This is a genomic window from Streptomyces sp. URMC 126 (assembly GCF_051386555.1).
GTDB lineage: Bacteria > Actinomycetota > Actinomycetes > Streptomycetales > Streptomycetaceae > Streptomyces.
In genome coordinates this window covers 1-23,524 of record NZ_JBPQTX010000086.1, presented here as the reverse complement: position 1 = coordinate 23,524, position 23,524 = coordinate 1, and the positions used below count along the sequence as shown (strand labels likewise).

The 23,524-nt window shown below is 74.2% G+C and carries 22 protein-coding genes; 14 read left to right on the top strand and 8 right to left on the bottom strand.

Features of this window, described 5'->3' with window-relative positions:
- The 4 genes from ACSNOK_RS13485 to ACSNOK_RS13470 all read left to right on the top strand — a co-directional run.
- Nucleotides 1-892: segregation and condensation protein A (locus ACSNOK_RS13485; RefSeq protein ID WP_436780865.1), on the top strand; the 892-nt coding region annotated here is incomplete at its 5' end.
- Nucleotides 889-1,551, top strand: coding sequence for an SMC-Scp complex subunit ScpB (gene scpB / locus ACSNOK_RS13480; RefSeq protein WP_436780864.1), 663 nt, complete (start codon nucleotides 889-891; stop codon nucleotides 1,549-1,551). The genes ACSNOK_RS13485 and scpB, both read left to right, overlap by 4 nt.
- Nucleotides 1,551-2,768 carry a pseudouridine synthase gene (locus tag ACSNOK_RS13475; RefSeq protein WP_436780863.1) on the top strand — a complete coding sequence of 406 codons (1,218 nt, stop codon included), beginning with the start codon at nucleotides 1,551-1,553 and terminating at the stop codon, nucleotides 2,766-2,768. The genes scpB and ACSNOK_RS13475 overlap by 1 nt, the downstream gene beginning before the upstream one ends.
- 84 nt (nucleotides 2,769-2,852) lie before the next feature.
- Nucleotides 2,853-3,650, top strand: a complete 798-nt coding sequence (locus tag ACSNOK_RS13470) for a nucleotidyltransferase domain-containing protein (protein ID WP_436780862.1) — start codon at nucleotides 2,853-2,855, stop codon at nucleotides 3,648-3,650.
- 133 nt (nucleotides 3,651-3,783) lie between these two features.
- On the opposite strand, the gene ACSNOK_RS13465 is transcribed toward ACSNOK_RS13470, so the two are convergent.
- A complete protein-coding gene (locus tag ACSNOK_RS13465; RefSeq protein WP_436780861.1) occupies nucleotides 3,784-4,482 on the bottom strand; it encodes a nucleotidyltransferase domain-containing protein in 699 nt (232 codons plus the stop codon).
- Between the two features lie 53 nt (nucleotides 4,483-4,535).
- Nucleotides 4,536-4,898, bottom strand: coding sequence for a DUF952 domain-containing protein (locus ACSNOK_RS13460; protein WP_436780860.1), 363 nt, complete (start codon nucleotides 4,896-4,898; stop codon nucleotides 4,536-4,538).
- A 257-nt stretch (nucleotides 4,899-5,155) separates the two neighbouring features.
- On the opposite strand from ACSNOK_RS13460, the gene ACSNOK_RS13455 reads away from it, so the two are divergent.
- From ACSNOK_RS13455 to der, 4 genes are all read left to right on the top strand, one after another.
- Nucleotides 5,156-6,241 (top strand): prephenate dehydrogenase, encoded by a 1,086-nt coding sequence (locus ACSNOK_RS13455; protein ID WP_436780859.1) that lies wholly within the window; start codon nucleotides 5,156-5,158, stop codon nucleotides 6,239-6,241.
- Nucleotides 6,242-6,359: 118 nt separating this feature from the next.
- The gene (cmk, locus tag ACSNOK_RS13450; RefSeq protein WP_436780858.1) at nucleotides 6,360-7,115 is read left to right on the top strand and encodes a (d)CMP kinase; all 756 of its coding nucleotides are present in this window, start codon (nucleotides 6,360-6,362) and stop codon (nucleotides 7,113-7,115) included.
- Between the two features lie 50 nt (nucleotides 7,116-7,165).
- Complete coding sequence (locus ACSNOK_RS13445; RefSeq protein WP_436780868.1) at nucleotides 7,166-7,753, top strand: lysophospholipid acyltransferase family protein; 588 nt, start codon at nucleotides 7,166-7,168, stop codon at nucleotides 7,751-7,753.
- A gap of 64 nt (nucleotides 7,754-7,817) precedes the next feature.
- The gene (gene der / locus ACSNOK_RS13440) at nucleotides 7,818-9,278 is read left to right on the top strand and encodes a ribosome biogenesis GTPase Der (RefSeq protein WP_436780857.1); all 1,461 of its coding nucleotides are present in this window, start codon (nucleotides 7,818-7,820) and stop codon (nucleotides 9,276-9,278) included.
- 322 nt (nucleotides 9,279-9,600) lie between these two features.
- Here the strand turns inward: der and ACSNOK_RS13435 are convergent, their stop codons facing one another.
- Nucleotides 9,601-9,936, bottom strand: coding sequence for a hypothetical protein (locus ACSNOK_RS13435; protein ID WP_436780856.1), 336 nt, complete (start codon nucleotides 9,934-9,936; stop codon nucleotides 9,601-9,603).
- 227 nt (nucleotides 9,937-10,163) lie between these two features.
- Entirely contained in the window at nucleotides 10,164-10,949 is a 786-nt protein-coding gene (locus ACSNOK_RS13430) for a hypothetical protein (protein WP_436780867.1), read from the bottom strand.
- 281 nt (nucleotides 10,950-11,230) lie between these two features.
- Between ACSNOK_RS13430 and ACSNOK_RS13425 the strand changes: the two genes are divergently transcribed.
- Both ACSNOK_RS13425 and ACSNOK_RS13420 read left to right on the top strand, forming a co-directional pair.
- Complete coding sequence (locus ACSNOK_RS13425) at nucleotides 11,231-12,481, top strand: glycosyltransferase family 4 protein (RefSeq protein WP_436780855.1); 1,251 nt, start codon at nucleotides 11,231-11,233, stop codon at nucleotides 12,479-12,481.
- A complete protein-coding gene (locus tag ACSNOK_RS13420; protein WP_436780854.1) occupies nucleotides 12,478-13,395 on the top strand; it encodes a hypothetical protein in 918 nt (305 codons plus the stop codon). Before ACSNOK_RS13425 ends, ACSNOK_RS13420 begins: the two co-directional genes overlap by 4 nt.
- A 45-nt stretch (nucleotides 13,396-13,440) precedes the next feature.
- Here ACSNOK_RS13420 and ctaD read toward each other — a convergent pair whose 3' ends face one another.
- Nucleotides 13,441-15,153, bottom strand: coding sequence for an aa3-type cytochrome oxidase subunit I (gene ctaD / locus ACSNOK_RS13415; protein WP_436780853.1), 1,713 nt, complete (start codon nucleotides 15,151-15,153; stop codon nucleotides 13,441-13,443).
- Between the two features lie 520 nt (nucleotides 15,154-15,673).
- Here ctaD and ACSNOK_RS13410 point away from each other — a divergent pair.
- The gene (locus ACSNOK_RS13410) at nucleotides 15,674-15,889 is read left to right on the top strand and encodes an I78 family peptidase inhibitor (protein WP_436780852.1); all 216 of its coding nucleotides are present in this window, start codon (nucleotides 15,674-15,676) and stop codon (nucleotides 15,887-15,889) included.
- A 129-nt stretch (nucleotides 15,890-16,018) separates the two neighbouring features.
- Here ACSNOK_RS13410 and ACSNOK_RS13405 read toward each other — a convergent pair whose 3' ends face one another.
- A complete protein-coding gene (locus tag ACSNOK_RS13405; protein ID WP_436780851.1) occupies nucleotides 16,019-17,017 on the bottom strand; it encodes a phosphatase PAP2 family protein in 999 nt (332 codons plus the stop codon).
- 339 nt (nucleotides 17,018-17,356) lie between these two features.
- On the bottom strand, nucleotides 17,357-18,580 hold the full coding sequence (locus ACSNOK_RS13400) for a glycosyltransferase family 39 protein (RefSeq protein ID WP_436780850.1): 1,224 nt from the start codon (nucleotides 18,578-18,580) through the stop codon (nucleotides 17,357-17,359).
- Between the two features lie 179 nt (nucleotides 18,581-18,759).
- Here ACSNOK_RS13400 and ACSNOK_RS13395 point away from each other — a divergent pair, with 179 nt between their 5' ends.
- Nucleotides 18,760-20,334, top strand: coding sequence for an MFS transporter (locus ACSNOK_RS13395; RefSeq protein WP_436780849.1), 1,575 nt, complete (start codon nucleotides 18,760-18,762; stop codon nucleotides 20,332-20,334).
- A 112-nt stretch (nucleotides 20,335-20,446) separates the two neighbouring features.
- Nucleotides 20,447-21,661: an acyl-CoA dehydrogenase family protein gene (locus ACSNOK_RS13390; RefSeq protein WP_436780848.1), complete on the top strand. Its 1,215-nt coding sequence runs from the start codon at nucleotides 20,447-20,449 to the stop codon at nucleotides 21,659-21,661.
- 237 nt (nucleotides 21,662-21,898) lie between these two features.
- Here ACSNOK_RS13390 and ACSNOK_RS13385 read toward each other — a convergent pair whose 3' ends face one another.
- On the bottom strand, nucleotides 21,899-22,336 hold the full coding sequence (locus ACSNOK_RS13385; RefSeq protein ID WP_436780847.1) for a cell division protein SepF: 438 nt from the start codon (nucleotides 22,334-22,336) through the stop codon (nucleotides 21,899-21,901).
- A gap of 233 nt (nucleotides 22,337-22,569) precedes the next feature.
- Here ACSNOK_RS13385 and ACSNOK_RS13380 point away from each other — a divergent pair.
- Nucleotides 22,570-23,524: DUF5685 family protein (locus tag ACSNOK_RS13380; RefSeq protein WP_436780866.1), on the top strand; the 955-nt coding region annotated here is incomplete at its 3' end.

Sequence of the window (23,524 nt, the reverse complement as noted above, 5' to 3'; positions counted from 1 at the left end):
GCCCGCGGGTTCGGGGAGGGGCGGGGTGGGGGAAGAGCCCGCCCTCGACAGCAGCCGCTTCACGCTGCACCTCGACAACTTCGAAGGCCCCTTCGACCTCCTCCTCCAGCTCATCGCCAAGCACAAGCTCGACGTCACCGAAGTGGCCCTCTCCCAGGTCACCGACGAGTTCATGGCGCACCTCCGCGCCATGGGGCCCGACTTCGACCTCGACCAGACGACCGAGTTCCTGGTCGTCGCGTCCACCCTGCTGGACCTGAAGGCGGCCCGGCTGCTGCCCGCCGCCGAGGTGGAGGACGAGGCGGACCTCGCCCTCCTGGAAGCCCGTGACCTGCTGTTCGCCCGGCTGCTGCAGTACCGCGCGTACAAGCGGATCGCCGCGATCCTCGGCGAGCGGATGGCCACCGAGGGGCGGCGGCACCCGCGTACCGTCGGCTTGGAGGCGCGGTTCGCGGAGCTGCTGCCGGAGGTCGTGCTGGGGATCGGCGCGGAGCGGTTCGCCGCGCTCGCGGTGAAGGCGATGCAGCCGAAACCGGCGCCGCAGGTGTACGTGGACCACATCCACGCGCCGCTGGTGAGCGTCCGCGAACAGGCGGAGGTGGTGATCGCCAGGCTGCGGGAGACCGGCGAGGCCACCTTCGGGGAGCTGACCGCCGACGCGGCGGACGACCTCACCGTCGTCGCCCGCTTCCTGGCGCTCCTGGAGCTCTACCGGGAGCGGGCGGTCGCCCTCGACCAGGAGGAGGCCCTGGGGACGCTGACCGTCCGCTGGACGGGCGGCACGGGCGAGGACGGGGACGGTACGCCCCTGGTGACCGACGAGTTCGACCGGGAGCCGGGGGCGGGCGAGGACGAGCGGGACGAAGAGCGAGCAGGGAAGGTGGCGGAATGAGCGCCGGCAACAGCACGGAAGGGGACGCGGCCCCCGCCGGGACGGACACCGCGGCGGAGCTGCCCCTCGCGCCCGCCCTGGAAGCCGTCCTCATGGTCGTCGACGAGCCCGTCACCGAGGAGCACCTCGCCCGGATCCTCGAACGCCCCCGCCGCGACATCGCCGCCGCGCTGCGCGCGCTGGCCGACGAGTACACCGCGCAGGGCCGCGGCTTCGAGCTGCGGGAGATCGGCGGCGGGTGGCGGTTCTTCAGCCGGCCCGCCTACGCGGACGCGGTCGAGGCGTTCGTCCTGGACGGCCAGCAGGCCCGGCTGACGCAGGCCGCGTTGGAGACCCTGGCCGTCGTCGCGTACCGTCAGCCGGTCAGCCGTTCGCGGGTCTCCGCGGTACGCGGGGTGAACTGCGACGGCGTCATGCGCACCCTCCTCCAGCGCGGCCTCGTGGAGGAGACGGGGACGGAACCCGAAACAGGTGCGATCCTGTACAGGACGACGAACTATTTCCTGGAGCGGATGGGCCTGCGCGGTCTGGACGAGCTTCCCGAGCTCGCACCGTTCCTCCCGGAGGCGGACGCGGTCGAGGGCGACTCCCAGGAGGGGGTCCCGTCGTTCGATCCGGACGCCCCGGACACCGAAGCGGACGACAAGACGGAACTTTGATGCGAAGCAGCGGCAGGAACAGCGGAAGCGGCAACCGGGACAACCGGGGCGGCGGCGGCCGGAGCGGCGGCGGCCGGAGCGGCGGGTCCCCCCGCCCGTCCTCCGGCGGCGGGCGTGCGGGCGGCGGTCGCTCCGGCGGCGGGCGCTACGACGCCGGCCGCTCCGAGGGCGGGCGCTACGAGCGTCGCGACGACCGGCAGGACGGCCGGCGCGACGACCGGCGGCAGGAGCAGCGCCCGCGCCGCCCGCGCCCGGAGGAGCGCCGTTACGACGTCGGCCCCGAGGGCGAGCGCAGCGGAGGGCGCGGCCCGTCCTCCGGCCGGGGCCCCTCGGCCCGCGGCGGCGCCAAGGGCGGCCCGCGCCGCAGCCCGTCGGCCGGCAGCGACCGGCGCACGGCCCCGGCGCGCCCGCGCGAGCTCGACGCCAAGATCGAGGAGCGCAACCGGGAGCGGCACAACAAGCCGCAGGTCAAGCTGCCGAAGACGTTCGGCGAGCAGGAGGGCGAGCGGCTGCAGAAGGTGCTGGCCCGGGCCGGCATGGGCTCCCGCCGCGCCTGCGAGGAGCTGATCGAGCAGGCCCGCGTCGAGGTCAACGGGCGGATCGTCACCGAGCAGGGGCTGCGCGTCGACCCCGAGAAGGACGAGATCAAGGTGGACGGCCTCACCGTCGCCACCCAGTCGTACCTGTTCTTCGCGCTCAACAAGCCGGCCGGCGTCGTCTCCACCATGGAGGACCCGGACGGCCGCCAGTGCCTCGGCGACTACGTCACCAACCGCGAGACCCGGCTGTTCCACGTCGGCCGCCTCGACACGGAGACCGAGGGCATCATCCTGCTCACCAACCACGGCGAGCTGGCCCACCGCCTCACCCACCCCCGCTACGGCGTCCAGAAGACCTACCTGGCCGCCATCACCGGTCCGCTGCCGCGCGACATCGGCAAGCGGCTGAAGAGCGGCATCGAGCTGGAGGACGGCTGGGCGCGCGCCGACGACTTCCGGGTCATCCAGCAGACCGGCAAGAACTACCTGGTCGAGGTCACCCTGCACGAGGGCCGCAAGCACATCGTGCGCCGGATGCTGGCCGAGGCCGGCTTCCCGGTCGAGAAGCTCGTCCGCACCTCGTTCGGGCCGATCGCGCTGGGCGACCAGAAGTCCGGCTGGCTGCGGCGGCTCACCAACACCGAGGTGGGCATGCTGATGCGCGAGGTCGAGCTCTAGACCCCGCGACCCGGGCCACGGGACGGGACCCGGCACGGCGGCCCCACCGGACCGCCGCGCCGGCCCCCCTGGAATCCTGGGCCGATGTCTGACACCGACCCGGCCGTGCTGTGCGCAGCCGGCCTCCCGACCACCGACCTCTCGCCCGTCCTCGCCGAGCCGGGCCACCCCCTGATCTTCGCCACCGTCTCCGGCGCCCACCTCTACGGCTTCCCGTCCCGCGACTCCGACGTCGACCTGCGCGGCGTCCACCTGCTGCCGGTGGCGGACCTCATCGGGCTGCGCGAGGGCGAGGAGACCGTCACGCGCATGAGCGACCGCGACGGCGTGGAGATGGACCTCGTCACCCACGACCTGCGCAAGTTCGCCAGGCTGCTGCTCCGCCGGAACGGCTATGTACTGGAGCAGATGCTGTCGCCGCTGGTCGTCCGGACGTCCGCCGTCCACGCCGAGCTGACGGCCCTCGCCCCGGCCGTCCTCACCCGTCACCACGCCCACCACTACCGGGGCTTCGCCGGGACGCAGTGGCGGTTCTTCGAGCGGACGGGCGAGCTCAAGCCGCTGCTCTACACGTTCCGAGTGCTGCTCACCGGCATCCACCTGATGCGCGCCGGCGAGGTCGTCGCCCATCTGCCGACCCTCCTGGACCTGGTGCCGGCCGCCCCCGGCTACCTGCCCGACCTCGTCGCGGCGAAGGCGGAGGCCGAGCACGGCCCGACCGGCGATCTGGTGGACGCCGCGCGGCTCGCGGCGGACGTCGAGGCGCTGCACGCCGAGCTGGACGCGGCGCAGGCCGCGTCCCGGCTGCCCGAGGCGGTGGCGCCGGCGGCGTACGAGGCGCTGCACGACCTCGTCGTACAGGCGCGCGGCGGGGCGGGGTAGGACCCGGACGGGCCTGGGCCGGGGAGCGCGGGACGGCCCGTGCCGGCGCCCGACGCTTCCCGTCCGCGGGGGCATCCGCCCGGCCCGGCCAGGTCACGCCGGGCCGGTGCCGCGCCGGCCGCAGCGGCACCCCTCAGCCCGCCGCCGCCCCCGCCACCGAAGCCCGCCGCACCCGCACCAGGAAGTCCTCGACCCGCGCCCGGTCCGGCTCCGCCGGCAGCGGGGTGCGGTCCGCGGCCGCCTCCAGTTCCTCCCGCAGCCGGTCCAGCCGGCGCTCCGCCTCCGGCCAGGGCAGCTCGCCGCGCCGGACGGCCAGCAGCTCCGCGCGGCGGTCGCCGACGCCGATGTCGAGGACGCCGGTGCGCAGCAGGTCGCGGGCGCTCGCCAGGAGCCGCATCAGGTGCATGACCTGCTTCCAGTTCGGGGCGCCCGTCCGCCGGACGGAGGCGTCGGACTTCGCCCGCTGCGCGTCCGCGTAGCCGGTGAACGTCCGGTGCGCCAGCCGGGAGAGGAAGGCCCCGCGCAGGGCGAGCAGCTCGCGGCCCCGCTCGTCGGCGTATTCGACGAGCGGGGAGTGCAGGCATTCGAGGGCGGTGGGGTTGGCCCGCAGGGCCAGCTCGCAGAAGCGTTCAAGCTCCCAGGAGAACTGCTCCTCCGCGGGCCCCTCGATGTGCGCCGGCGGCTTGTCGAAGCCCCAGAACAGCGCGGCGGGCGCCGCGTACACCCCGCGCCGGTCGGTGTCGCTCGCCTCCGTCGCCAGCCCGAACGCGCGCGAGCCCATGACGCAGGAGTAGATCGTGTGGTCGGTCACCAGGGCGTGCATGGTGCGCATTGTGACCGCCGGGGGGACGGCGCGTCACACGGGTTTCGCCGGCGCCCCGGGCCTCACGACCACACCGCCAGGCCCACCGCCCGCCCGTCCTCGTCCCGCTGGATCTCCATCATCCCCTCGACCGCGTCCCGGTTGATCCGCCCGTAGACGTGCGGGAACAGCGTTCCCGGCGCGACGCCGGGCGGCGGGGCCGGGTCGGCCGCCTCCCAGCGGACCAGGACGCCCAGCTTGTGCTCGTCGATCAGCAGCGCCATCAGCGGCCCCTTGACGTCCCGGTAGAACGCGGAGGCCACGGCGAGCGTCGTCTCCTCGTCGGGGGAGCAGTGCACGAAGCCGTCCTCGTCGAGGGAGGCGGGGGCGTAGGGGCGGTCGGGCACGGACAGCCAGTCGTCCAGGGGCACCACGTGAAAGATCATGCCCCCCTTCTACCCGAAGGGGCCGCCTCCGTCCCGGCGGACCGCTCCGCGCGGGTCCCGCCCGGCGGCCCCGCGCCCGGCCCGGCGCCCGACGCCCTAGGCTGGGCCGCGGGGGCCGGACGGAGGCCGCCGGGGCGCGCGCCCCGGGCGGACGACACCGGGCCGGACCCCCGTGCCCGTCGTGACCGCCCGTCCCGCCGCGGCCGGACCGCCCGAGCGCACCGGGCTCCGCCGCGGCCCTGCCCAAGGACCCGCCAGTGAGAACCGCCCTCGTCATCGGCACCGGACTGATCGGCACCTCCGCCGCGCTCGCCCTGGCGGGCCGGGGGGTCCGGGTCCACCTCAGCGACCACGACCCGGACCGGGCGAGCACGGCCGCCGCCCGCGGCGCCGGCACCGACCAGGAGCCCGAGGGCCGCTGCGACCTGGTGATCGTCGCCGTGCCGCCCGCGCACGTCGCCGCCACCCTCGCGGACGCGATCAAGGCCGGCCGGGGCCGCGCCTACCTTGACGTCGCCAGCGTCAAGGGCGGCCCCCGCCGGGAGCTGGAGGCGCTCGGCTGCGACCTCACCGACTACCTGGGCACCCACCCCATGGCCGGCCGGGAGCGCTCGGGCCCGATGGCCGCCTCCGCCGACCTGTTCGAGGGCCGGCCCTGGGTGCTGACGCCCACCCGGGAGACCGACACCGAGGTCCTCAACATCGCCCTCGAACTGATCGCCCACTGCCGGGCCGTCCCCGTCGTCATGGACGCCGACGCCCATGACCGGGCCGTCGCCCTCGTCTCGCACACCCCGCAGCTGGTCTCCAGCATGGTCGCCGCCCGGCTCGCCGAGGCGGACGAGACGGCCGTACGCCTCTGCGGCCAGGGCATCAGGGATGTGACCCGGATCGCCGCCTCCGACCCCCGTATGTGGCTGGAGATCCTCGCCGCCAACCCCGGCCCGGTCGCCGACGTCCTCGCCGCGCTCTCCGCCGACCTGGAGGAGACCGTCCGGGCCCTGCGCGCCCTGGACGCGGCGGACGACTCCGCCGGCGAGGAGGCGGCGGCGGGCCTGGAGGACGTGCTGCGGCGCGGTAACGCCGGCCGGTCCCGCGTCCCCGGCAAGCACGGCTCCGCCCCGGCGGCGTACGAGACGGTGACCGTCCTCATCGGCGACCAGCCGGGCGAGCTGGCGCGGATCTTCGCCGACGCGGGCCGGGCCGGCGTCAACATCGAGGACGTCCGCATCGAGCACGCCACCGGGCGGCAGAGCGGTCTGATCCAGCTGATGGTGGAGCCGCGGGCCGCCGACGCCCTCGCGGAGACCCTGCGTGAGCGCGGCTGGTCGCTGCGCATGTAGCCGAGGGAGGGGGCCGGGGAACGCGGCTGTACGGGCCGGTCCGGCGAGCCAGTAACCTTGGGTGAGCCCCCAACGGGCCCAGCCAGGCAGCGACGACCCGCCGCCGTGCACGAGGAAGGTGTCAGACACCGTGGAAACCGCCGCCCGGACCGCACCGGCAGCAGTCATCGTCGCCATCGACGGCCCCTCCGGCACGGGCAAGTCCAGCACCTCGAAGGCCGTCGCCGCCAAGCTCGGCCTCCGCTACCTGGACACCGGCGCCCAGTACCGGGCGATCACCTGGTGGATGCTGAGCAACGGCGTCGACGTGAACGACGCCGCGGCCGTGGCCGCCGCCGCGGGCAAGCCCGACCTCGTCTCCGGCACCGACCCCTCCGCGCCGACGATCACGGTCGACGGCCTGGACGCCGCCCAGCCGATCCGCACCCAGGAGGTCACCGCGGCGGTCAGCGCCGTCAGCGCGGTCCCCGAGGTGCGGACGCGGCTCACCGAGCTCCAGCGCTCCATGGCCGCCGCCGCGCCGCAGGGCATCGTCGTCGAGGGCCGGGACATCGGCACCACCGTCCTCCCGGACGCCGACCTGAAGATCTTCCTCACCGCCTCGCCGGAGGCCCGCGCGGCCCGCCGCGCCGGTGAGCTGAAGGGCAAGGACGCCGCTGACCTGGCCACCACCCAGGCCGCCCTGGTCAAGCGGGACGCCGCCGACTCCGGCCGTAAGACGTCGCCGCTGGCCAAGGCCGGGGACGCGGTCGAGGTGGACACCACCGAGCTCACCCTCGACCAGGTGATCGAGTGCGTGGTGACCCTGGTGGAGTCGAGGCGGAGCGCGAACGAGAACGAGGAGAAGCGGTCCACGGAGGCGCGTTCCGCGTGACCGCCTCCGCCGCCGGTGCGGCCGTCGGGAGACGGATCGGCATCGGCCTGATGAACGGGCTGTGGAAGCCCCGCGTGCTGGGCGCCTGGCGGGTGCCCGCGGCGGGGCCGGTCATCATGGCCGTCAACCACTCCCACAACCTCGACGGCCCGATGCTGATGGGCACCGCTCCCCGGCCGGTGCACTTCCTGATCAAGAAGGAAGCCTTCGTCGGCCCGCTGGACCCGTTCCTGCGCGGCATCGGCCAGCTGAAGGTCGACCGCTCCGGCGCCGACCGGACCGCGATCACCGGCGCGCTGGACGTCCTGGCGGCCGGCGGGGTGCTGGGGATCTTCCCCGAGGGCACCCGGGGCGAGGGCGACTTCGCCTCGCTGCGGGCCGGCCTGGCGTACTTCGCGGTGCGCTCCGGCGCGCCCGTCGTCCCGGTGGCGGTCCTCGGCAGCGCCGAGCGCAGGAGCCGCCTGGTCCCGGGCCTGCCGCCGCTGCGCACCCGTGTCGACGTCGTCTTCGGCGACGCCTTCGAGGCCGGGGACGGCAGCGGGCGGCGCACGCGGACGGCGCTGGACGAGGCGACCGTACGCATCCAGCGGCGGCTGAGCGCGCACCTGGCGGACGCCAAGCGCTTCACCGGCCGCTGACCCACACTGAGTAGCGGACCCCCCAAGGGCCGCCGACGACGAAGAAGAACGAGGAACGGACTCCATGAACGACCAGATCCACACCGGCGCCGAGCACGGTGAGCTTGGCGACGCCGAGTACGCGGAGTTCATGGAGCTCGCCGCTCAGGAGGGCTTCGAGGCCGACGAGATCGAGAGCGAGCTCGCCGCCGCCGGCCACGGCCCGCTGCCCGTCCTCGCCGTCGTCGGCCGCCCGAACGTCGGCAAGTCGACCCTGGTGAACCGCATCATCGGCCGCCGCGAGGCCGTCGTCGAGGACCGCCCGGGCGTCACCCGCGACCGCGTCACCTACGAGGCCGAATGGGCCGGGCGCCGCTTCAAGGTCGTCGACACCGGCGGCTGGGAGCAGGACGTCCTCGGCATCGACGCGTCCGTCGCCGCCCAGGCCGAGTTCGCGATCGAGGCCGCCGACGCGGTCGTCTTCGTCGTCGACTCCTCCGTCGGCGCCACCGACACCGACGAGGCCGTCGTCAAGCTGCTCCGCCGGGCCGGCAAGCCCGTCGTGCTCTGCGCCAACAAGGTCGACGGCCCCTCCGCCGAGGCCGACGCCGCCGCCCTGTGGTCGCTGGGCCTGGGCGAGCCGCACCCCGTCTCGGCGCTGCACGGCCGCGGCACCGGCGACATGCTGGACGCCGTCCTGGAGGCGCTGCCCGAGGCCCCCGCCCAGACCTTCGGCACCACCGTCGGCGGCCCGCGCCGCATCGCGCTCATCGGCCGCCCGAACGTCGGCAAGTCCTCGCTGCTCAACCGCGTCGCGGGCGAGGAGCGCGTGGTCGTCAACGAGCTGGCCGGCACCACCCGTGACCCGGTCGACGAGATGATCGAGCTCGGCGGGAAGACCTGGAAGTTCGTGGACACCGCCGGCATCCGGCGCCGTGTGCACCTCCAGGAGGGCGCCGACTACTACGCCTCGCTGCGGACCGCCGCCGCCGTGGAGAAGGCCGAGCTGGCCGTCGTCCTCATCGACGCGAGCGAGTCCATCAGCGTCCAGGACCAGCGGATCGTCACCATGGCCGTGGAGGCCGGGCGTGCGCTGGTGCTCGCGATCAACAAGTGGGACACCCTCGACGAGGAGCGCCGCTTCTACCTGGAGCGCGAGATCGAGACGGAGCTCGGCCAGATCGGCTGGGCGCCGCGGGTGAACGTCTCCGCCAAGACCGGCCGCCACATGGAGAAGCTGGTCCCGGCCATGGAGACCGCGCTGGCCGGCTGGGAGACCCGGGTGCCCACCGGCCGTCTCAACGCCTTCCTCGGCGAGCTCGTCGCGGCCCACCCGCACCCGATCCGGGGCGGCAAGCAGCCGCGCATCCTCTTCGGCACCCAGGCGGGCACCCGCCCGCCGCGGTTCGTTCTCTTCGCCTCCGGCTTCCTGGAGGCGGGCTACCGGCGCTTCGTCGAGCGCCGCCTGCGGGAGGAGTTCGGCTTCGAGGGCACGCCGATCCACATCTCCGTGCGGGTGCGGGAGAAGCGCGGCCGCAAGAAGTAAGGCGGCGGTCGGCCGGGGGAGTCCGGCTGGGGGTCCGGGGGCTGCCCCCGGATGCCGCAGCCGGTGCGGGCGCGGGAGAAGCGCGGCCCTGAGAAGTACGGCGGCGGTCGCTCGGCCGGGTGACCGTAAGCGCCGCCGGTGCGGGAGAAGCGCTGCCGTCAGAGGTATGGCGGCGGCCGGGGTACGGGCAGTGCCCCTGGAGGCAGCGGTCGGAAGCGCCGACCTGTGGAGCGCCCGGCTCCGGGGTGGCGAGGCCCTGACGACGGCCTGCGCCCCGGTCGCCCGGGGGCGGGGCCGTCGGACCCGCCTTCCTACGGGGTGCTCAGTACCCCCGCGGCCGTCCGTCCCGGTTGCCCGGCGGGAGGGCCGGCAGGCCGCCGCGGCCCCGGCCCTGGGCGGGGTAGCCGTCCCAGCCGTCCCCCCAGCCGGACTGGCCGGGGTAGGGGGCGTGCCCGGTGAGCCGGCCGTAGTAGCCCTGGCCGGTGCCGCCGCCGTACGGCTGCGGCTGGGGGCCGAAGCCCTTGAAGGCCAGATCCTCCTCGCCCGCCCGGTCACCCGGGAGCGTGCGGAAGGCCCGGCGGTACTCGGAGCAGAGAGCGTCGTAGATCGGGGTCACCGACTCCGTACGGCCGCGGTCGGCTTCGCGGGGTGGGCGCATGCCGGGGATGTAGTTCTGGTACGAGGTCCGGGATGCGGGTTCGTAAGAGTACACATCCCTGCCAACGACCCCGGACCCCATCGGATGCGGGGCGGACCGCGACGGGTTACGCGGAAATCGGGGGAAACGGGGGTGCGCCGGGTGCACGGCGGGGCGCGCGCCGTCGATGATCCGCCCGCCGGCCGTCCACCCGGCGGCCGGACCCCGGCCGGTCGCGCACCCGCCGGTCATGTGCCCGCGAGCGGCATCGCCGCTCCGACCAGCCGGCCCGAGGCGGCCGCGCGGTCGAGCGCCTCGCGCAGCAGGTCCTCGCGCGGCTGCTGGCCGATGGTGCCGACCGGCGCCGCGTACACCAGCACCCGGCCGGTCTTGTTGACCGCCGACCGCCACTCGTCGGCCACCTGCATCGGCTGGTGCGCCTGCCACCAGGCGATGGGCTGCCCCCCGTTGGCGTTGGGCTGGAGGACGGCATGCAGCTTGCCGGTCACCAGCAGCACCGACCAGCCGGGGGTGAGGTCGGGGAGCTGGTCGATGGCGGTGACGGGCGCGAAGCCCTGCTCGTTGAGGAGCTCAAGGAAGACGTCCACCGGGCCGTTGGTGCCCGGCCGGGCGATCGGCACCAGCGGCTCCACCACGAGCGAGGGCTGCACCTCGCCGTTGATCAGCAGCAGGCCGCTGGTGACGCCCAGCTCGGCCTGGAGCGGAAGGTCGCCGGGGGCCTGCTCGCCGCCCGGCTGTCCGGCGTCGCCGCCGGTGATGGAGCGGACGGCGCCCTGGAGCTGCTCCTCGGAGACCGGCACCACCTGCGAGGGGATGCAGGCGGCGTGGGCGAAGGCGAGGACGGCCGTCTCCTCCCCGACGAAGAGCACGGTGCTGGTGCGCTCCCGCTCGCTGTCGCCGGGCGTGCGGCAGGAGGTGCAGTCGTACGTGCCCGGGGCGTTGTCGCCCCCGAGCAGGCGGTCCGCTTCTTCGTCGCCGATCTCGGCGCGTACTTCGTCGCTGACGTCGAGCATGCGAGGCACGGGGGGCTCCTCGGACTTCCGGTGCGGTTGCGCGCGCGCCGGGCGGTTCCCGGTGCGTCACGAAGACAACGGACGACGCGCGGCCGGGGTCACGCCCTGTGCCCGGGGCGCTTCACGGCATCCGGGACCGTGGCCGAAAACGCGCGGTCGCGTCATGGAATGCTCGTCTTTCCGAGACCGAGTTGATGATCGGGGCCAACCTCCTGATCGTCTGTACGGTCTAATCTTCAGGAGGCGTGGCCATCAGGCGCGCACACCGGCTGCGGGGACGAATGCACATCTCATTCCTGATTCACAATGCCTACGGCATCGGCGGCACGATCCGCACCACGTTCAACCTGGCGGGGACGCTCGCCGAGCAGCACGACGTGGAGATCGTCTCGGTGTTCCGCCATCGCGACGAGCCCGTCTTCGCGCCGTCCGGCAAGGTGCGGCTGCGCCACCTCGTGGATCTGCGGAAGGACAGCCCCGGCTACGAGGGGAACGACCCGGAGTACGAGCGTCCGGCCACCGTGTTCCCGTCCACCGAGGGCCGCTACAAGCAGTACAGCGCCCTCACGGACCGGCGCATCGCCGACCACCTGCGCACCCTGGACTGCGACGTGGTCGTCGGCACCCGCCCAGGCCTGAACGTGCACATCGCCCAGCAGGCCCGGCGCGGCATCGCCCGCGTCGGACAGGAGCACCTGACGCTGAGCACCCACTCGGCGCCGCTGAAGCTGACGCTGCGCACCCACTACCCGCGGCTGGACGCGGTGACGACGGTCACCGAGGCGGACGCCGCCACGTACCGGAAGCTGATGCGGCTGCCCGGCGTCCGCGTCGAGGCCGTGCCCAACAGCATCCCCGCCCCGGTCGTCGCTCCCGCCGACTCCACCGGCAAGTGGGTCGTGGCAGCCGGCCGGCTCGCGCCCGCCAAGCGGTACGACGTACTGATCAAGGCGTTCGGCAAGGTCGTCGCCGAGCGCCCTGACTGGCGGCTGCGGATCTACGGCGGCGGGGCGGAGAAGGCCAAGCTGCGCGCCCTCATCGACAAGCTCGGCCTCTACAACCACGTCTTCCTCATGGGCCCCGCCAACCCGCTGGACCCGGAGTGGGTGAAGGGCTCCATCGGCGCCGTCACCTCCAGCCTGGAGTCCTTCGGCATGACCATCGTCGAGGCGATGCGCTGCGGCCTGCCCGTGGTCTCCACGGACTGTCCGCACGGCCCCGGCGAGATCATCGACAACGGTGTCGACGGCCTGCTGGTGCCGGTCGGCAAGACCGACGCCATCGCCGCCGGGCTGCTGAAGCTCATCAACGACGACGAGCTGCGCCGCCGGATGGGCCGGGCCGCCCTGGAGAACTCGGCCCGCTTCGACCCCGCCGAGATCGCCGGCCGGTACGAGCGGCTCTTCGCCGAGGTCACCGGCCGCGGCGCGCTGCGCGGCTCCCTGCACCGCACCCGCGGCGCCCTGCTCAGCGGCGCCCTGCGGACCAAGGACGCCGTCCGCCCCGCCCTGCGCCGGGTGCGTGCCGCATGACCGTCCCGACCCCCGCCGGGCCCGCGAACGCGGGCTCGCCCGTACCCGAGGAGTTCACCATCGTGTCTGCCGCGCCGCGCGCCGACTGCATCGCGGATTCCGCGGGCGGACTCACCTTCGACCTCGACGCCCCCGAGGGGGCCGACGCCTCCGGCCACTGGTCGGCGGCGCTGGTGCTGCTCCGCCGGGGCGGCGACGCCGTCGAGAACGCCGACGATGAGGTCCGCCTGCCGCTCACCCCCAACGGCGACGGCCGGCTCCGCGCCGTGCTGCCCAGCACCGTCCCGCTGCCGGAGGGCCGCTGGGACGTCCACGTGGACGTCGGCGAGACCGAGCTCCGGCGGCTGCTGCCCGGCCTGGCCGACCTGCGCTCGCTGGTCGACCGCCGGCCCGGCCCCAGCACCTCGCCGCTGGCCGTGCGCATCCCCTACGCCACCAAGCACGGCAACCTCTCGCTGCGCAGCTGGCAGCGCGCCCCGCACGCGGAGGCGGGCGACCTCGGGCTGGACGCCAAGGGCGTCACCGTCCACGGCACCCTGCACCGCGTCGAGGACCCGGCGGAGTGGCTGGCCGGGGCGGTGGCCGAGGCCCGCTGCCGCCGGGATCCGGAGCAGGTGTGCGTGGTGCCGCTGGAGACGGCGGGCCACGGCTTCTCGTTCACCGTCGCCCACCAGGAGCTGTGCGAGCGCTGGGAGGGCGGTCCGGACGCCTGGGACCTGTGGCTGCGGCGCACCGACGGGTCCGGGGAGGCCCGCGTCGCCCGGCTGCTGGACGACGTCGCGGACAAGAAGCAGATCTTCGTCTACCCGGCCCAGCCGGTGGACGCCCCGTACGCGCCCGCGCAGGCCGGCCCGTACTACACGGCCGACAACGACCTCGCGATCCGCGTCGACGAACGGCCGCCGGTCTCCTGACCGCCCGTTCGCCGTACGGGCCCCGGCCGGGTCATCCGGCCGGGATCAGCCGGCCGGGTCCCGGGCCACCTGCGGCTCCTGCCGGGCGGCGGTCTCCGGGTGGTGGAGGTCGAAGGCGGGCGACTCGGAGCGGATCCGGGGCAGCGTGACGAAGTTGTGGCGGGGCGGCGGGCAGGAGGTCGCCCACTCCAGCGAGCGGCCGTAGCCCCAGGGGTCCTCCGCCTCGACGCGGCGGCCGTACCGCGCCGTCTTCCAGAGGTTGTAGAGGAACGGCAGCGTCGACAGGCCGAGCAGGAACGAGCCGATGGTGGAGACGGTGTTGAGCGCGGTGAACCCGTCGGCGGCCAGGTAGTCGGAGTAGCGGCGGGGCATGCCCTCCGTGCCCAGCCAGTGCTGGACGAGGAAGGTGCCGTGGAACCCGGCGAAGAGGGTCCAGAAATGGACCTTCGCCAGCCGTTCGTCGAGCATCTTGCCGGTGAACTTCGGCCACCAGAAGTAGAAGCCGGCGAACATCGCGAACACCACCGTCCCGAACACCACGTAGTGGAAGTGCGCCACCACGAAGTAGGTGTCGGTGACGTGGAAGTCCAGCGGCGGCGAGGCGAGGATGACGCCGGTGAGGCCGCCGAAGAGGAAGCTGACCAGGAAGCCGACCGACCACAGCATCGGCGACTCGAAGGACAGCGAGCCCTGCCACATCGTGCCGATCCAGTTGAAGAACTTCACCCCGGTCGGCACCGCGATCAGGAACGACAGCAGGGAGAAGAAGGGCAGCAGCACCGCGCCGGTGGCGAACATGTGGTGCGCCCAGACCACCACCGACAGGGCCGTGATCGCCATGGTGGCGCCGATCAGCATGGTGTAGCCGAAGATCGGCTTCCGGGAGAACACCGGGATGATCTCGGTGATGATGCCGAAGAACGGCAGGGCGATGATGTAGACCTCGGGATGGCCGAAGAACCAGAAGAGGTGCTGCCAGAGCAGCGAGCCGCCGTTGGCCGCGTCGAAGACCACCGCGCCGAAGCGCCGGTCGGCCTCCAGGCAGAGCAGCGCGGCGGCGAGCACCGGGAAGGCCAGCAGGATCAGGATCGATGTGAACAGCGTGTTCCAGGTGAAGACCGGCATCCGGAACATGGTCATCCCGGGGGCCCGCATACAGATGATCGTCGTCAGGAAGTTCACGGCGCCGAGGATGGTGCCGAAGCCGGAGAGCGCGAGCCCCATGATCCACAGGTCGGCGCCGACGCCGGGGGAGTGCTCGCCGCCGCTCAGCGGGGCGTAGGCGGTCCAGCCGAAGGAGGCGCCGCCCTCGGGCGTCAGCAGACTGCTCACCACGATCAGGCCGCCGAAGAGATAGAGCCAGTAGGCGAACATGTTGAGCCGGGGGAAGGCCACGTCGGGGGCGCCGATCTGGAGCGGCATGATCGCGTTGGCGAAGCCGGCGAAGGCCGGGGTGGCGAACAGCAGCAGCATGATCGTGCCGTGGGCGGTGAACGCCTCGTTGTACTGCTCGTTGCTGAGGATCTGGAGGCCGGGGCGGGCCAGTTCGGCGCGCATCACCAGGGCCAGCACCCCGGCGGCGAGGAAGAAGCCGAACGAGGTGATGAGGTAGAGGCTGCCGATCTTCTTGTGGTCGGTGGTGGTCAGCCAGTCCACCACGACCGCTCCGGGCCGCCGGCCGCTCGCGTCCGGCCGTTCCCGATCGCCGGCCGGTTCCCCGGCCGGTCCCTCCGTGCCTTGCGCGGTGCCGCTCTCCATCCGTGCCCCCTCGCTCCCGGCGCGCTCGCCGGCTCCGGCTCGTACGGTCCGTCCCCGGGTCCCCCTGCCCCGGGGCACCCGTCATGATGCTCGCCGGGGCGGGGCCGCGCGAGGGTGCCGCGCCGGTCCGCGCGGGCGGCCGGCGGGCGGCCGGACGAGCCGGCGGGCAGCCGGGCGGGCAGTCGAGCGGAATTTAATATTCCGCAGAATTCGGCGGAACGCGGCGGCGCGGGAAGGCGTTGCGTCCGCAAGCGGCGGTGAATTCCATTGCCGGGGGCCGGGGGAGTGGGTTACCCGGGGGAATGCGGAAGCGGTGGGGAGGGAGGGGTGAATTCCGATGCGGTTTCCCGTCCACCCGTCGGGGACGGCGCGGGCGCCGGGAAAGAACCCTCGGGGGTGATGTGCGGCGCCGTAAACACCGTCCCGGATTTCTGTGACAGAAGTGTGACCCGTGGGGCCGCCCGGCGGTGGGGGAGGGGCAGGCGGACCGGCGGTCGGTTGGGCGGGCTACGGTGGCCGCATGGTGCCGCTGCCGAACTTCCCCCAGGACCCCGACGACGACCTCGACGCCTACGCCGGCCTCGACGCCGAGCGGGCCGCGGCCCGGGCGCGGGCGCGGGGCTGGACGACCGTCCGCACCCTGCCGCCCGGCGCGGTGATCACGCTGGAGTACGTGGTGGGGCGGCTGAATCTGGAAGTGGCGGACGGGGTCGTACGGCGCTGCTGGAAGGGGTGACCGGGCCGGTTCCCGCCCGGGGGCGGCCTTCCGTACTCGCTCGCCCCCCGCGTACCGCGTCGCCGTACGCGCGAAGGGCCGCCCCGGAACTCCGGGGCGGCCCTTCGGCGTCGGTGCGTGACCGGCGGCTCAGCCGACGGTACGGCCGCGGCCGGTGGCCGGCAGCGGCGGGGTGCGCGGCGCGCGGTCGGCGTGCGGCGGCCGGCGGCTGCCGGTGGGGGTGACCGGCGTCCGTTCCGAGCGCGCGGTGTGCGGCCGGGCGGCGGCGCGGGGACGGCTCTCCGTCCGGCCGGCCAGGCCCGCGCCGGCCGGTTCGCGGACGGGCAGGGTGTCGTCGGCGGGCGGACGGGGCGCCCACAGCCCGACCGGCGCCGCCGCGGCGGCCGGCGCGAGGGCCGCGCCGTGCTCGCGCAGCCGGGCCCAGGCGGCCAGCAGCCCGGCCTCGGTGCGGGCCATCAGCGGCTCGAACCAGGGCAGGGCCAGCAGGACCAGCAGGCCGGCGGTCCAGCCGAGGGTCACGTCGCTCATCCAGTGCGTACCGAGGTAGACCGTCGTCATGCCGACGCCCAGCGCCAGCAGGGCGGCGGAGACGGAGGCGACCCTGCGGGCCCGGGGCGTGGTGGCCAGGTAGGCGAGCACACCCCAGGTGACCACCGCGTTGGCGGTGTGGCCCGAGGGGAATATGTCGCCGCCGGCGAACATCTCGTTCGAGCCGATCGCGGTGGCGTAGTGCGGCCCGAGCCGCCCCATCCCTATCTTCGCCGCGCCCACGGTCGCGTTGAGCAGCAGCAGCGCGGTGCCCAGCACCAGCAGCGGGCGCAGCGTCCCGCGGCGGTGGCAGCACCAGCCCAGCCAGGCGGCCACGGCGACGGCGGTCGGGCCGCGCTGGCCCAGGACCACGAAGTAGTCGAGGAACGTGTGGATCTCCGGCCACTGCTTGTACGGCCGGAAGAGCATGATCTGCCAGTCGAAACGCACCGGCCAGGACGTGGTGAGCACCCCGACCACGATCGCCGCGTAGACCACGGAGGTCGCCACGAAGATGCCCAGGCGGGTCCTGGTCATCCGCGGGCGCGGGGGCTCGGTCGGGCGCTCCTCCGCTGGGACGAGCTCGTCATGGGTACGCACTCAATCGACGTTACATTGCGTGATGGGAGGGTCCGGCCGATCTCGCCGCTTTGTGATGACGATGTGATGTGGAATGCGTCTCAAACACGACTTTCGGCGCGTTTGATGCGGGGGATCCGGAACCTCGGTACGGGAAATAAGAAACACTTAAAGAAGGCCCGCCAGGTGGCTGCCGAGGGCGCGGGACATCCTTTAATTATGTGTGTGCGGATGTTTATCGGTGGGCGGCGGGAGTTTCCCGCGCGCATTTCCGGGTGATCCGCCGGGCGGGCCGGGAGAGTCCGGTCGGATGATCGGGCGGCGGTTCCGGGAACCCACGGTAATGATCATGAAAAACGGTCAGGGCGGCCCGGAGCCGTTCAGCCAGAACGCCCCGTAACAGGCCGCCGCCAGCGCCAGCGCGCCCGCCGTCGCCGCCGCCCTGGCCGGACGCGCCCGGGCCAGGGCCGTCGCGAGCGGCAGCAGCAGCGGGAAGGCCGGCAGCATCAGCCGGGGCTTGGAGCCGAAGTACCCCTTCGCGGTCAGCGCCAGGAGCAGCACCGTCCCCGAGTAGACCAGCAGCGGCAGCGGCTGCCCGCGCCGCGCCCCGGCCACGTACAGCCACACCACCAGCACCACGCCCGCCAGCAGGCCCAGGCCGGCCGGCCAGGCCGCGCCGGTGAACCGACCGGCGACGAACGCGCCGAACGCCACCCCGCCGTCGAAGCCGTTGCCCCAGCCGCCCTGGACGTCCAGATAGCCGGCCGGGCCGCCGGTCCGCACGCCGACCCAGACGACGTACGCGAGCCAGCCCAGCGGGGCGAGCGCCACCCCGAACAGCGTCCGCCGGAGCTCCGCCGGCTCCGGCCGCGGGCCCGGCCGCCGGTGCCGGCGGAGCAGGGCCACCGCCGCCGTCACCCACACGGCCGCGACCACCGCCGCTCCCACCGGACGCGTCAGCCCCGCCAGCGCCGCGCACACCCCGGCCGCCGGCCAGCGGCCGGTCAGCACCGCGTAGAGCGACCAGGCGGCCAGCGCCGTGAACAGCGACTCCGAGTAGGCCATCGACTGCACCACGCCCACCGGCAGCGCCGCCCACAGCACCACCAGCGCGACCCCGGCCCGGCGGCCGTGCAGCCGCTCGCCGATCGCGAAGATCCCCGCGGCCGCCGCCAGCGACGCGACCGCGCTCACCACCAGCCCCGCGTCCGCCGCCGACAGCGGCAGAACGCCGGAGAGCGCCCGCTCCAGCCAGGGCAGCAGCGGGAAGAACGCCAGGTCGGAGTGGACCTTCCCGTCCGCCAGGGACAGCGTGTAGCCGTAGCCGTCCTCCGCTATCCGGGAGTACCAGACCGCGTCCCAGCGCCCCGAGAGCAGGTGGTGCGCGTCCTTGCCGGTCGCCGTCCCCCACAGGGCGAGGACCGCCACCCCCAGCGCCCGGACCGCCGCGTACGCCAGCAGGGCCGGCGCGGCGCGCCGGAGCGCGCCGGAGGCGGCCGGGCCGGGGGCGGCCGCCGGTTCGACGCGTATACCGGAGGGGCCGGAGGGGCGGGTGAGTTCGGTCACCGGCCAATTGTCCAGCATCCGTACCCGTGCCCTTCCGCGCCGCCGGGCCGGTGCGGGGCCGGTGCCGGCACCGGTGCTGCCGCCGTTCACCTGCCGGGACTCGCGTACGCTGTCGTCTCACTCGTCCCCCGGCACCGCGGCCCACCGTCCCCCTCGGGTCCGCGACGACCGCCGGGGCCCGACACGGAGGTGGGTGAATGACCGGAACGACGACGGCCCGCCCCCGGTGGACCGCCGGTGTTCCCCGGCAGCGGCAGCGCACCGGAGGGCCCGGTCCCGGGGCCGGTGCCAACCGCTGGGTCGTGCTCGTGGTCCTCTGCGCCAGTCTGCTGCTGGTCGCCGTGGACGCCACCGTGCTGCACGTGGCCGTCCCGGCCGTCTCCGAGGACCTGCGCCCCGGCCCCATCCAGCTGCTCTGGATCGTCGACGTCTACCCGCTCGTCTGCGCCTCGCTGCTGATCCTCTTCGGCACGCTCGGCGACCGCGTCGGCCGCCGGCGGGTGCTGCTGCTCGGCTACGCCCTGTTCGGCTGCGCCTCGCTGCTCGCCGCGTGCGCGGGCCGGCCGGAGGTGCTGATCGCCGCCCGGGCGCTGCTCGGCGTCGGCGGCGCGATGATCATGCCGGCGACGCTGTCCATCCTGCGGCAGGTCTTCCCCGACCGGCGGGAGCGGGCGCTGGCCATCGGCGTCTGGAGCGCGGTGGCCGCCGTCGGCGCGGCGGTCGGGCCGCTGCTGGGCGGGTTCCTGCTCGAACACTTCTGGTGGGGCTCGGTCTTCCTCATCAACCTGCCGCTGATGGCCGTCAGCCTCCCGGTCGGCCGCCGGCTGCTGCCCGAGTCGACGGGCGACCGGAACGGGCCGTGGGACGTCCTCGGCGCGCTGATGGCCGCGTTCGGCCTGTTCGGCGTGGTCCTCGGGATGAAGCGGATCGGCGGCGCCGAGCCGCTGTCCCTGCTCACCCTGGTGCCCGCCGCCCTCGGCGTGGCCCTGCTCGTCCTCTTCGTCCGGCGGCAGCGGCGGCGCGAGCACCCCCTGGTGGACCTGGACCTGTTCGCCCGGCCCGCCTTCGGCATGTCCGTCGGCTGCATCGTGCTGGCCATGCTGGCGCTGGTCGGCCTGGAGCTGGTCGCCGCCCAGTACCTCCAGCTCGTCCTCGGCCTCACCCCGCTCCAGACCGGACTGCGGCTGCTGCCGCTGACCCTCGCCGCGATGGCCGCCGGCCTGGCCGGCTCCCGCGTCCTGCACCGCTTCGGGCCACGCGCCATGGTCGCCGGCGGCTTCGTGCTCACGGCCGTGGCGGTCCTCGCGCTCACCGCGATGGGCCGCGAGGACCGGCCCGCCTTCCTCGTCGGCTGCTTCGTCGTCCTCGGCCTGGGCCTGGAGACCACGCTGTTCGGGGCGTACGAGTCGATGCTCGGCGAGGCCCCGGCCGGCGCGGCCGGCGGCGCGGCGGCGATCGGCGAGACCTCGTACCAGCTCGGCGCGGGCATGGGCATCGCCCTGCTCGGCAGCGTCATGAACGCCGTCTACGCGCCGGGGGTGACCGGCGTCCCCGGGGTGCCCAGCGCGGCCGGTGCCTCGGCGGGCCACTCGCTCGGCGAGGCGTACCAGGTGGCCGACCGGCTCGGCGGCCCCCCGGGCGCCGCGCTGCGGACGGCGGCGCGGGACGCGTTCGTCCACGGGCTGCACGTCACGCTGGAGGTCAGCGCGGCGATCCTGCTCGCGGGGGCGGTGGCCGCGCTGCGCCTGCCGCGCTCGGCGGACGGGGAGTGACGACGGGCCCGGGCGCCCGTCCGGCGAGGTCACAAGATCCCGCTCTGGACGGAGCGGTTACCGACCCGTAGCGTCGGGGGCGAGCCGAGGACCGCACCCAGGTGGAGGGGCCATGTCTGTCACGCCCGACCCGTCCGACAAGCCGGGCAAGCCCGTCGCGTTCGACCCGCGCGACCCGCTCGGCATCGACGACCTGCTGACCGACGAGGACCGCGCCGTCCGCGCCACCATGCGGCAGTGGGCCGCCGACCGCGTGCTGCCGCACGTCGCCGAGTGGTACGAGCGCGGCGAACTGCCCGGCATCCGCGAGCTCGCCCGCGAGCTGGGCTCCCTGGGCGCGCTCGGGATGTCCCTCACCGGCTACGGCTGCGCCGGCGCGAGCGCCGTGCAGTACGGGCTCGCCTGCCTGGAGCTGGAGGCGGCCGACTCCGGCGTGCGCTCCCTGGTCTCCGTGCAGGGCTCCCTCGCCATGTACGCCATCCACCGCTTCGGCTCCGAGGAGCAGAAGCGGCGCTGGCTGCCGCCGATGGCCGCGGGCGAGACGATCGGCTGCTTCGCGCTCACCGAGCCCGACCACGGCTCCGACCCCGCCGGCATGCGGACCTACGCCAAGCGCGAAGCCGGCGGCGACTGGGTGCTCACCGGCCGCAAGATGTGGATCACCAACGGCTCGGTGGCCGGCGTCGCCGTCGTCTGGGCGCGGACCGACGAGGGCATCCGCGGCTTCGTCGTCCCCACCGACCGTCCCGGCTTCTCCGCCCCCGAGATCAAGCACAAGTGGTCGTTGCGCGCCTCGGTCACCAGCGAGCTGGTCCTGGACGGGGTGCGGCTGCCCGCCGACGCCGTCCTCCCGGAGGCCGTCGGGCTGCGCGGGCCGCTCGGCTGTCTGACGCACGCCCGGTACGGGATCGTCTGGGGCGCGATGGGCGCGGCCCGCGCCTGCTTCGAGGCGGCGCTGGACTACGCGCGGACCCGGGAGCAGTTCGGCCGGCCGATCGGCGGTTTCCAGCTCACCCAGGCCAAGCTGGCCGACATGGCGGTGGAACTGCACAAGGGCGTGCTGCTCGCGCACCACCTGGGGCTGCGGATGGACGCGGGGCGGCTGCGGCCGGAACAGGTGAGTTTCGGGAAGCTCAACAATGTGCGGGAGGCGATCGAGATCTGCCGTACCGCCCGGACGATCCTCGGGGCCAACGGGATCTCGCTGGAGTACCCGGTGATGCGGCACGCGACCAACCTGGAGTCGGTGCTCACCTACGAGGGGACGGTGGAGATGCACCAGCTGGTGCTGGGGAAGGCGTTGACGGGGCTCGACGCGTTCCGGTGAGGGGCGGGCGGGGTGCCGCCGGGAAGGAGAGGGGCTGTCGGCCGGGGGCGCTCCGGGCTCGTTCGCGGGGCCCTGGTTCTTTCGCGGGTCCCTGGCTCGTCCTCAGGCGCCGGGCGGGCCGGAGGTGCGCTCGTCCGACGCGTGAGGACACGCGGCCGTCGGCCGCGTTGGGCTGGGTTCCGCCGCGTTCGGCCGGGGGAACCGGCTCCGGTCGGGCCGCCGGCCCGGGCCGGGGCGTCAGCTCTGGTTGAAGAAGCCCCCGTTGGCCCGGCCCACCGGCTCCCCGTTGACCACCTTGTAGTCGGCGGGGGTGAGCAGGAAGACCCGGTTGGCGACCCGCTCGATGGAGCCGCGGAGGCCGAAGGTCAGACCGGCCGCGAAGTCCACGACCCGCTTGGCGTCGCTCGGTTCCATCGCGGTGAGGTTGACGATCACCGGGACGCCCTCGCGGAACAGCTCGCCGATCCCGCGGGCGTCGCGGAAGCCGTCGGGGGTCACCGTGGCGATCCGGGTGCCCTGTTCCTGGGCCGTCTCGTCGGCGACACGGACTCTCGGGTTGGTCACCCAGGAGTCACCGGGCTCGGGCCCCTCGGCGTACTCGTCGTCGTAGTAGCGCTCGTCATCGCTGTCGTCGACGAGGCCAAGCCAGGCACTCGCCTTACGCACCGAACCCATGGACGCCTCCTCTCACACGCGGTGTGTTCCGCCCGCCCCTCTATGGTCGTCCATGATGCGGATGGTGTGCCAAGTGGATAGGGGCCAAGCGAGGATTTCGTGACGCATCTGGTGCAAAGCAGGTGGCGGTGCGTCAGAAACCCCGAAGCGAGCCCCCCGCTCGGCCGTGACCGGCCTGTGCCGAGCCTATGGCTAGGATGCGCCAGTTGCTCGGCACCAACACGGGGGCGTCATTGTTCGGAATCATCAGGCCGTGTCGGCATCGGCTCTCGGAGGCGATGCGGACGGAGTGGATGGCTCATCTGTGCGGTCTCTGCCTGGCTTTGAGGGGAGACCATGGGCAGTTTGCCCGAATAGCTACGAACTATGACGGATTGGTGATATCCGTCCTGGTCGAAGCGCAGTCCCCGCGGACCGGGGAGGCCGCGGGGTGGCGACGGAAGGCGGGGCCCTGCCCGTTGCGCGGGATGCGCACGGCGTCGGTCGCCACTGGCGAGGGCGCGCGGCTGGCCGCGTCCGTCTCGCTCGTCCTCGCCTCCGCGAAGCTGCGGGACCACGCGGCCGACGGGGACGGGGCGATGGCGCGCCGTCCGGTGGCCGCGGCGGCCCGCAGGGTCGCCGCCTCCTGGGACCGGGCGGGCGCCCGCACCGGCTCCGACCTCGGTTTCGACACGGCGCTGCTGGTCGACGCCGTCGAGCGGCAGACCGGTCTGGAGGCGCTGGCCGGGCCCGGCACCCCGCTGACCTCGCTCACCGAGCCGACGGAGACCGCCACCGCCGCCGCCTTCGGCCACACCGCCGTACTGGCCGGACGGCCGGAGAACCGGGAGCCGCTGGAGGAGGCGGGCCGGCTCTTCGGGCGCCTCGCGCACCTGCTGGACGCGGTCGAGGACCTGACGGCCGACGCGGAGTCGGGCGCGTGGAACCCCATCGCCGCGACCGGCGCGGACCTCGCGGACGTCCGGCGGCTGTGCGACGACGCGGTGCACGGCGTACGGCTCGCGCTCGCCGACGTCACGTTCGCGAGCAAGGCGCAGGGGCGGCTCGCGCACCTGCTGCTCGTCCACGAACTCCCGCGCGCCGTCGACCGGGCGTTCGCGACGGAGGGGTGCGGGCACGCCGGGCACGGGGCGCACGGAGCGGGCGAAGCGCACGGGGTGGACGGGCCGCATGGGGCGGGCGCTGTCT

Excerpts from the sequence above, each read along its gene's own strand:
- ACSNOK_RS13395 (WP_436780849.1), top strand. The coding sequence starts at position 18,760 with ATGACCGGAACGACGACGGCCCGCCCCCGGTGGACCGCCGGTGTTCCC.
- ACSNOK_RS13430 (WP_436780867.1), bottom strand. The coding sequence starts at position 10,949 with ATGCTCGACGTCAGCGACGAAGTACGCGCCGAGATCGGCGACGAAGAA.
- ACSNOK_RS13475 (WP_436780863.1), top strand. The coding sequence starts at position 1,551 with ATGCGAAGCAGCGGCAGGAACAGCGGAAGCGGCAACCGGGACAACCGG.
- ACSNOK_RS13400 (WP_436780850.1), bottom strand. The coding sequence starts at position 18,580 with ATGCTGGACAATTGGCCGGTGACCGAACTCACCCGCCCCTCCGGCCCC.
- ACSNOK_RS13425 (WP_436780855.1), top strand. The coding sequence starts at position 11,231 with ATGCACATCTCATTCCTGATTCACAATGCCTACGGCATCGGCGGCACG.
- ACSNOK_RS13460 (WP_436780860.1), bottom strand. The coding sequence starts at position 4,898 with ATGATCTTTCACGTGGTGCCCCTGGACGACTGGCTGTCCGTGCCCGAC.
- scpB (WP_436780864.1), top strand. The coding sequence starts at position 889 with ATGAGCGCCGGCAACAGCACGGAAGGGGACGCGGCCCCCGCCGGGACG.
- ACSNOK_RS13470 (WP_436780862.1), top strand. The coding sequence starts at position 2,853 with ATGTCTGACACCGACCCGGCCGTGCTGTGCGCAGCCGGCCTCCCGACC.
- der (WP_436780857.1), top strand. The coding sequence starts at position 7,818 with ATGAACGACCAGATCCACACCGGCGCCGAGCACGGTGAGCTTGGCGAC.
- ACSNOK_RS13420 (WP_436780854.1), top strand. The coding sequence starts at position 12,478 with ATGACCGTCCCGACCCCCGCCGGGCCCGCGAACGCGGGCTCGCCCGTA.
- ACSNOK_RS13465 (WP_436780861.1), bottom strand. The coding sequence starts at position 4,482 with ATGCGCACCATGCACGCCCTGGTGACCGACCACACGATCTACTCCTGC.
- ctaD (WP_436780853.1), bottom strand. The coding sequence starts at position 15,153 with ATGGAGAGCGGCACCGCGCAAGGCACGGAGGGACCGGCCGGGGAACCG.
- ACSNOK_RS13445 (WP_436780868.1), top strand. The coding sequence starts at position 7,166 with ATGAACGGGCTGTGGAAGCCCCGCGTGCTGGGCGCCTGGCGGGTGCCC.
- ACSNOK_RS13390 (WP_436780848.1), top strand. The coding sequence starts at position 20,447 with ATGTCTGTCACGCCCGACCCGTCCGACAAGCCGGGCAAGCCCGTCGCG.
- ACSNOK_RS13435 (WP_436780856.1), bottom strand. The coding sequence starts at position 9,936 with ATGCGCCCACCCCGCGAAGCCGACCGCGGCCGTACGGAGTCGGTGACC.
- ACSNOK_RS13385 (WP_436780847.1), bottom strand. The coding sequence starts at position 22,336 with ATGGGTTCGGTGCGTAAGGCGAGTGCCTGGCTTGGCCTCGTCGACGAC.
- ACSNOK_RS13410 (WP_436780852.1), top strand. The coding sequence starts at position 15,674 with ATGGTGCCGCTGCCGAACTTCCCCCAGGACCCCGACGACGACCTCGAC.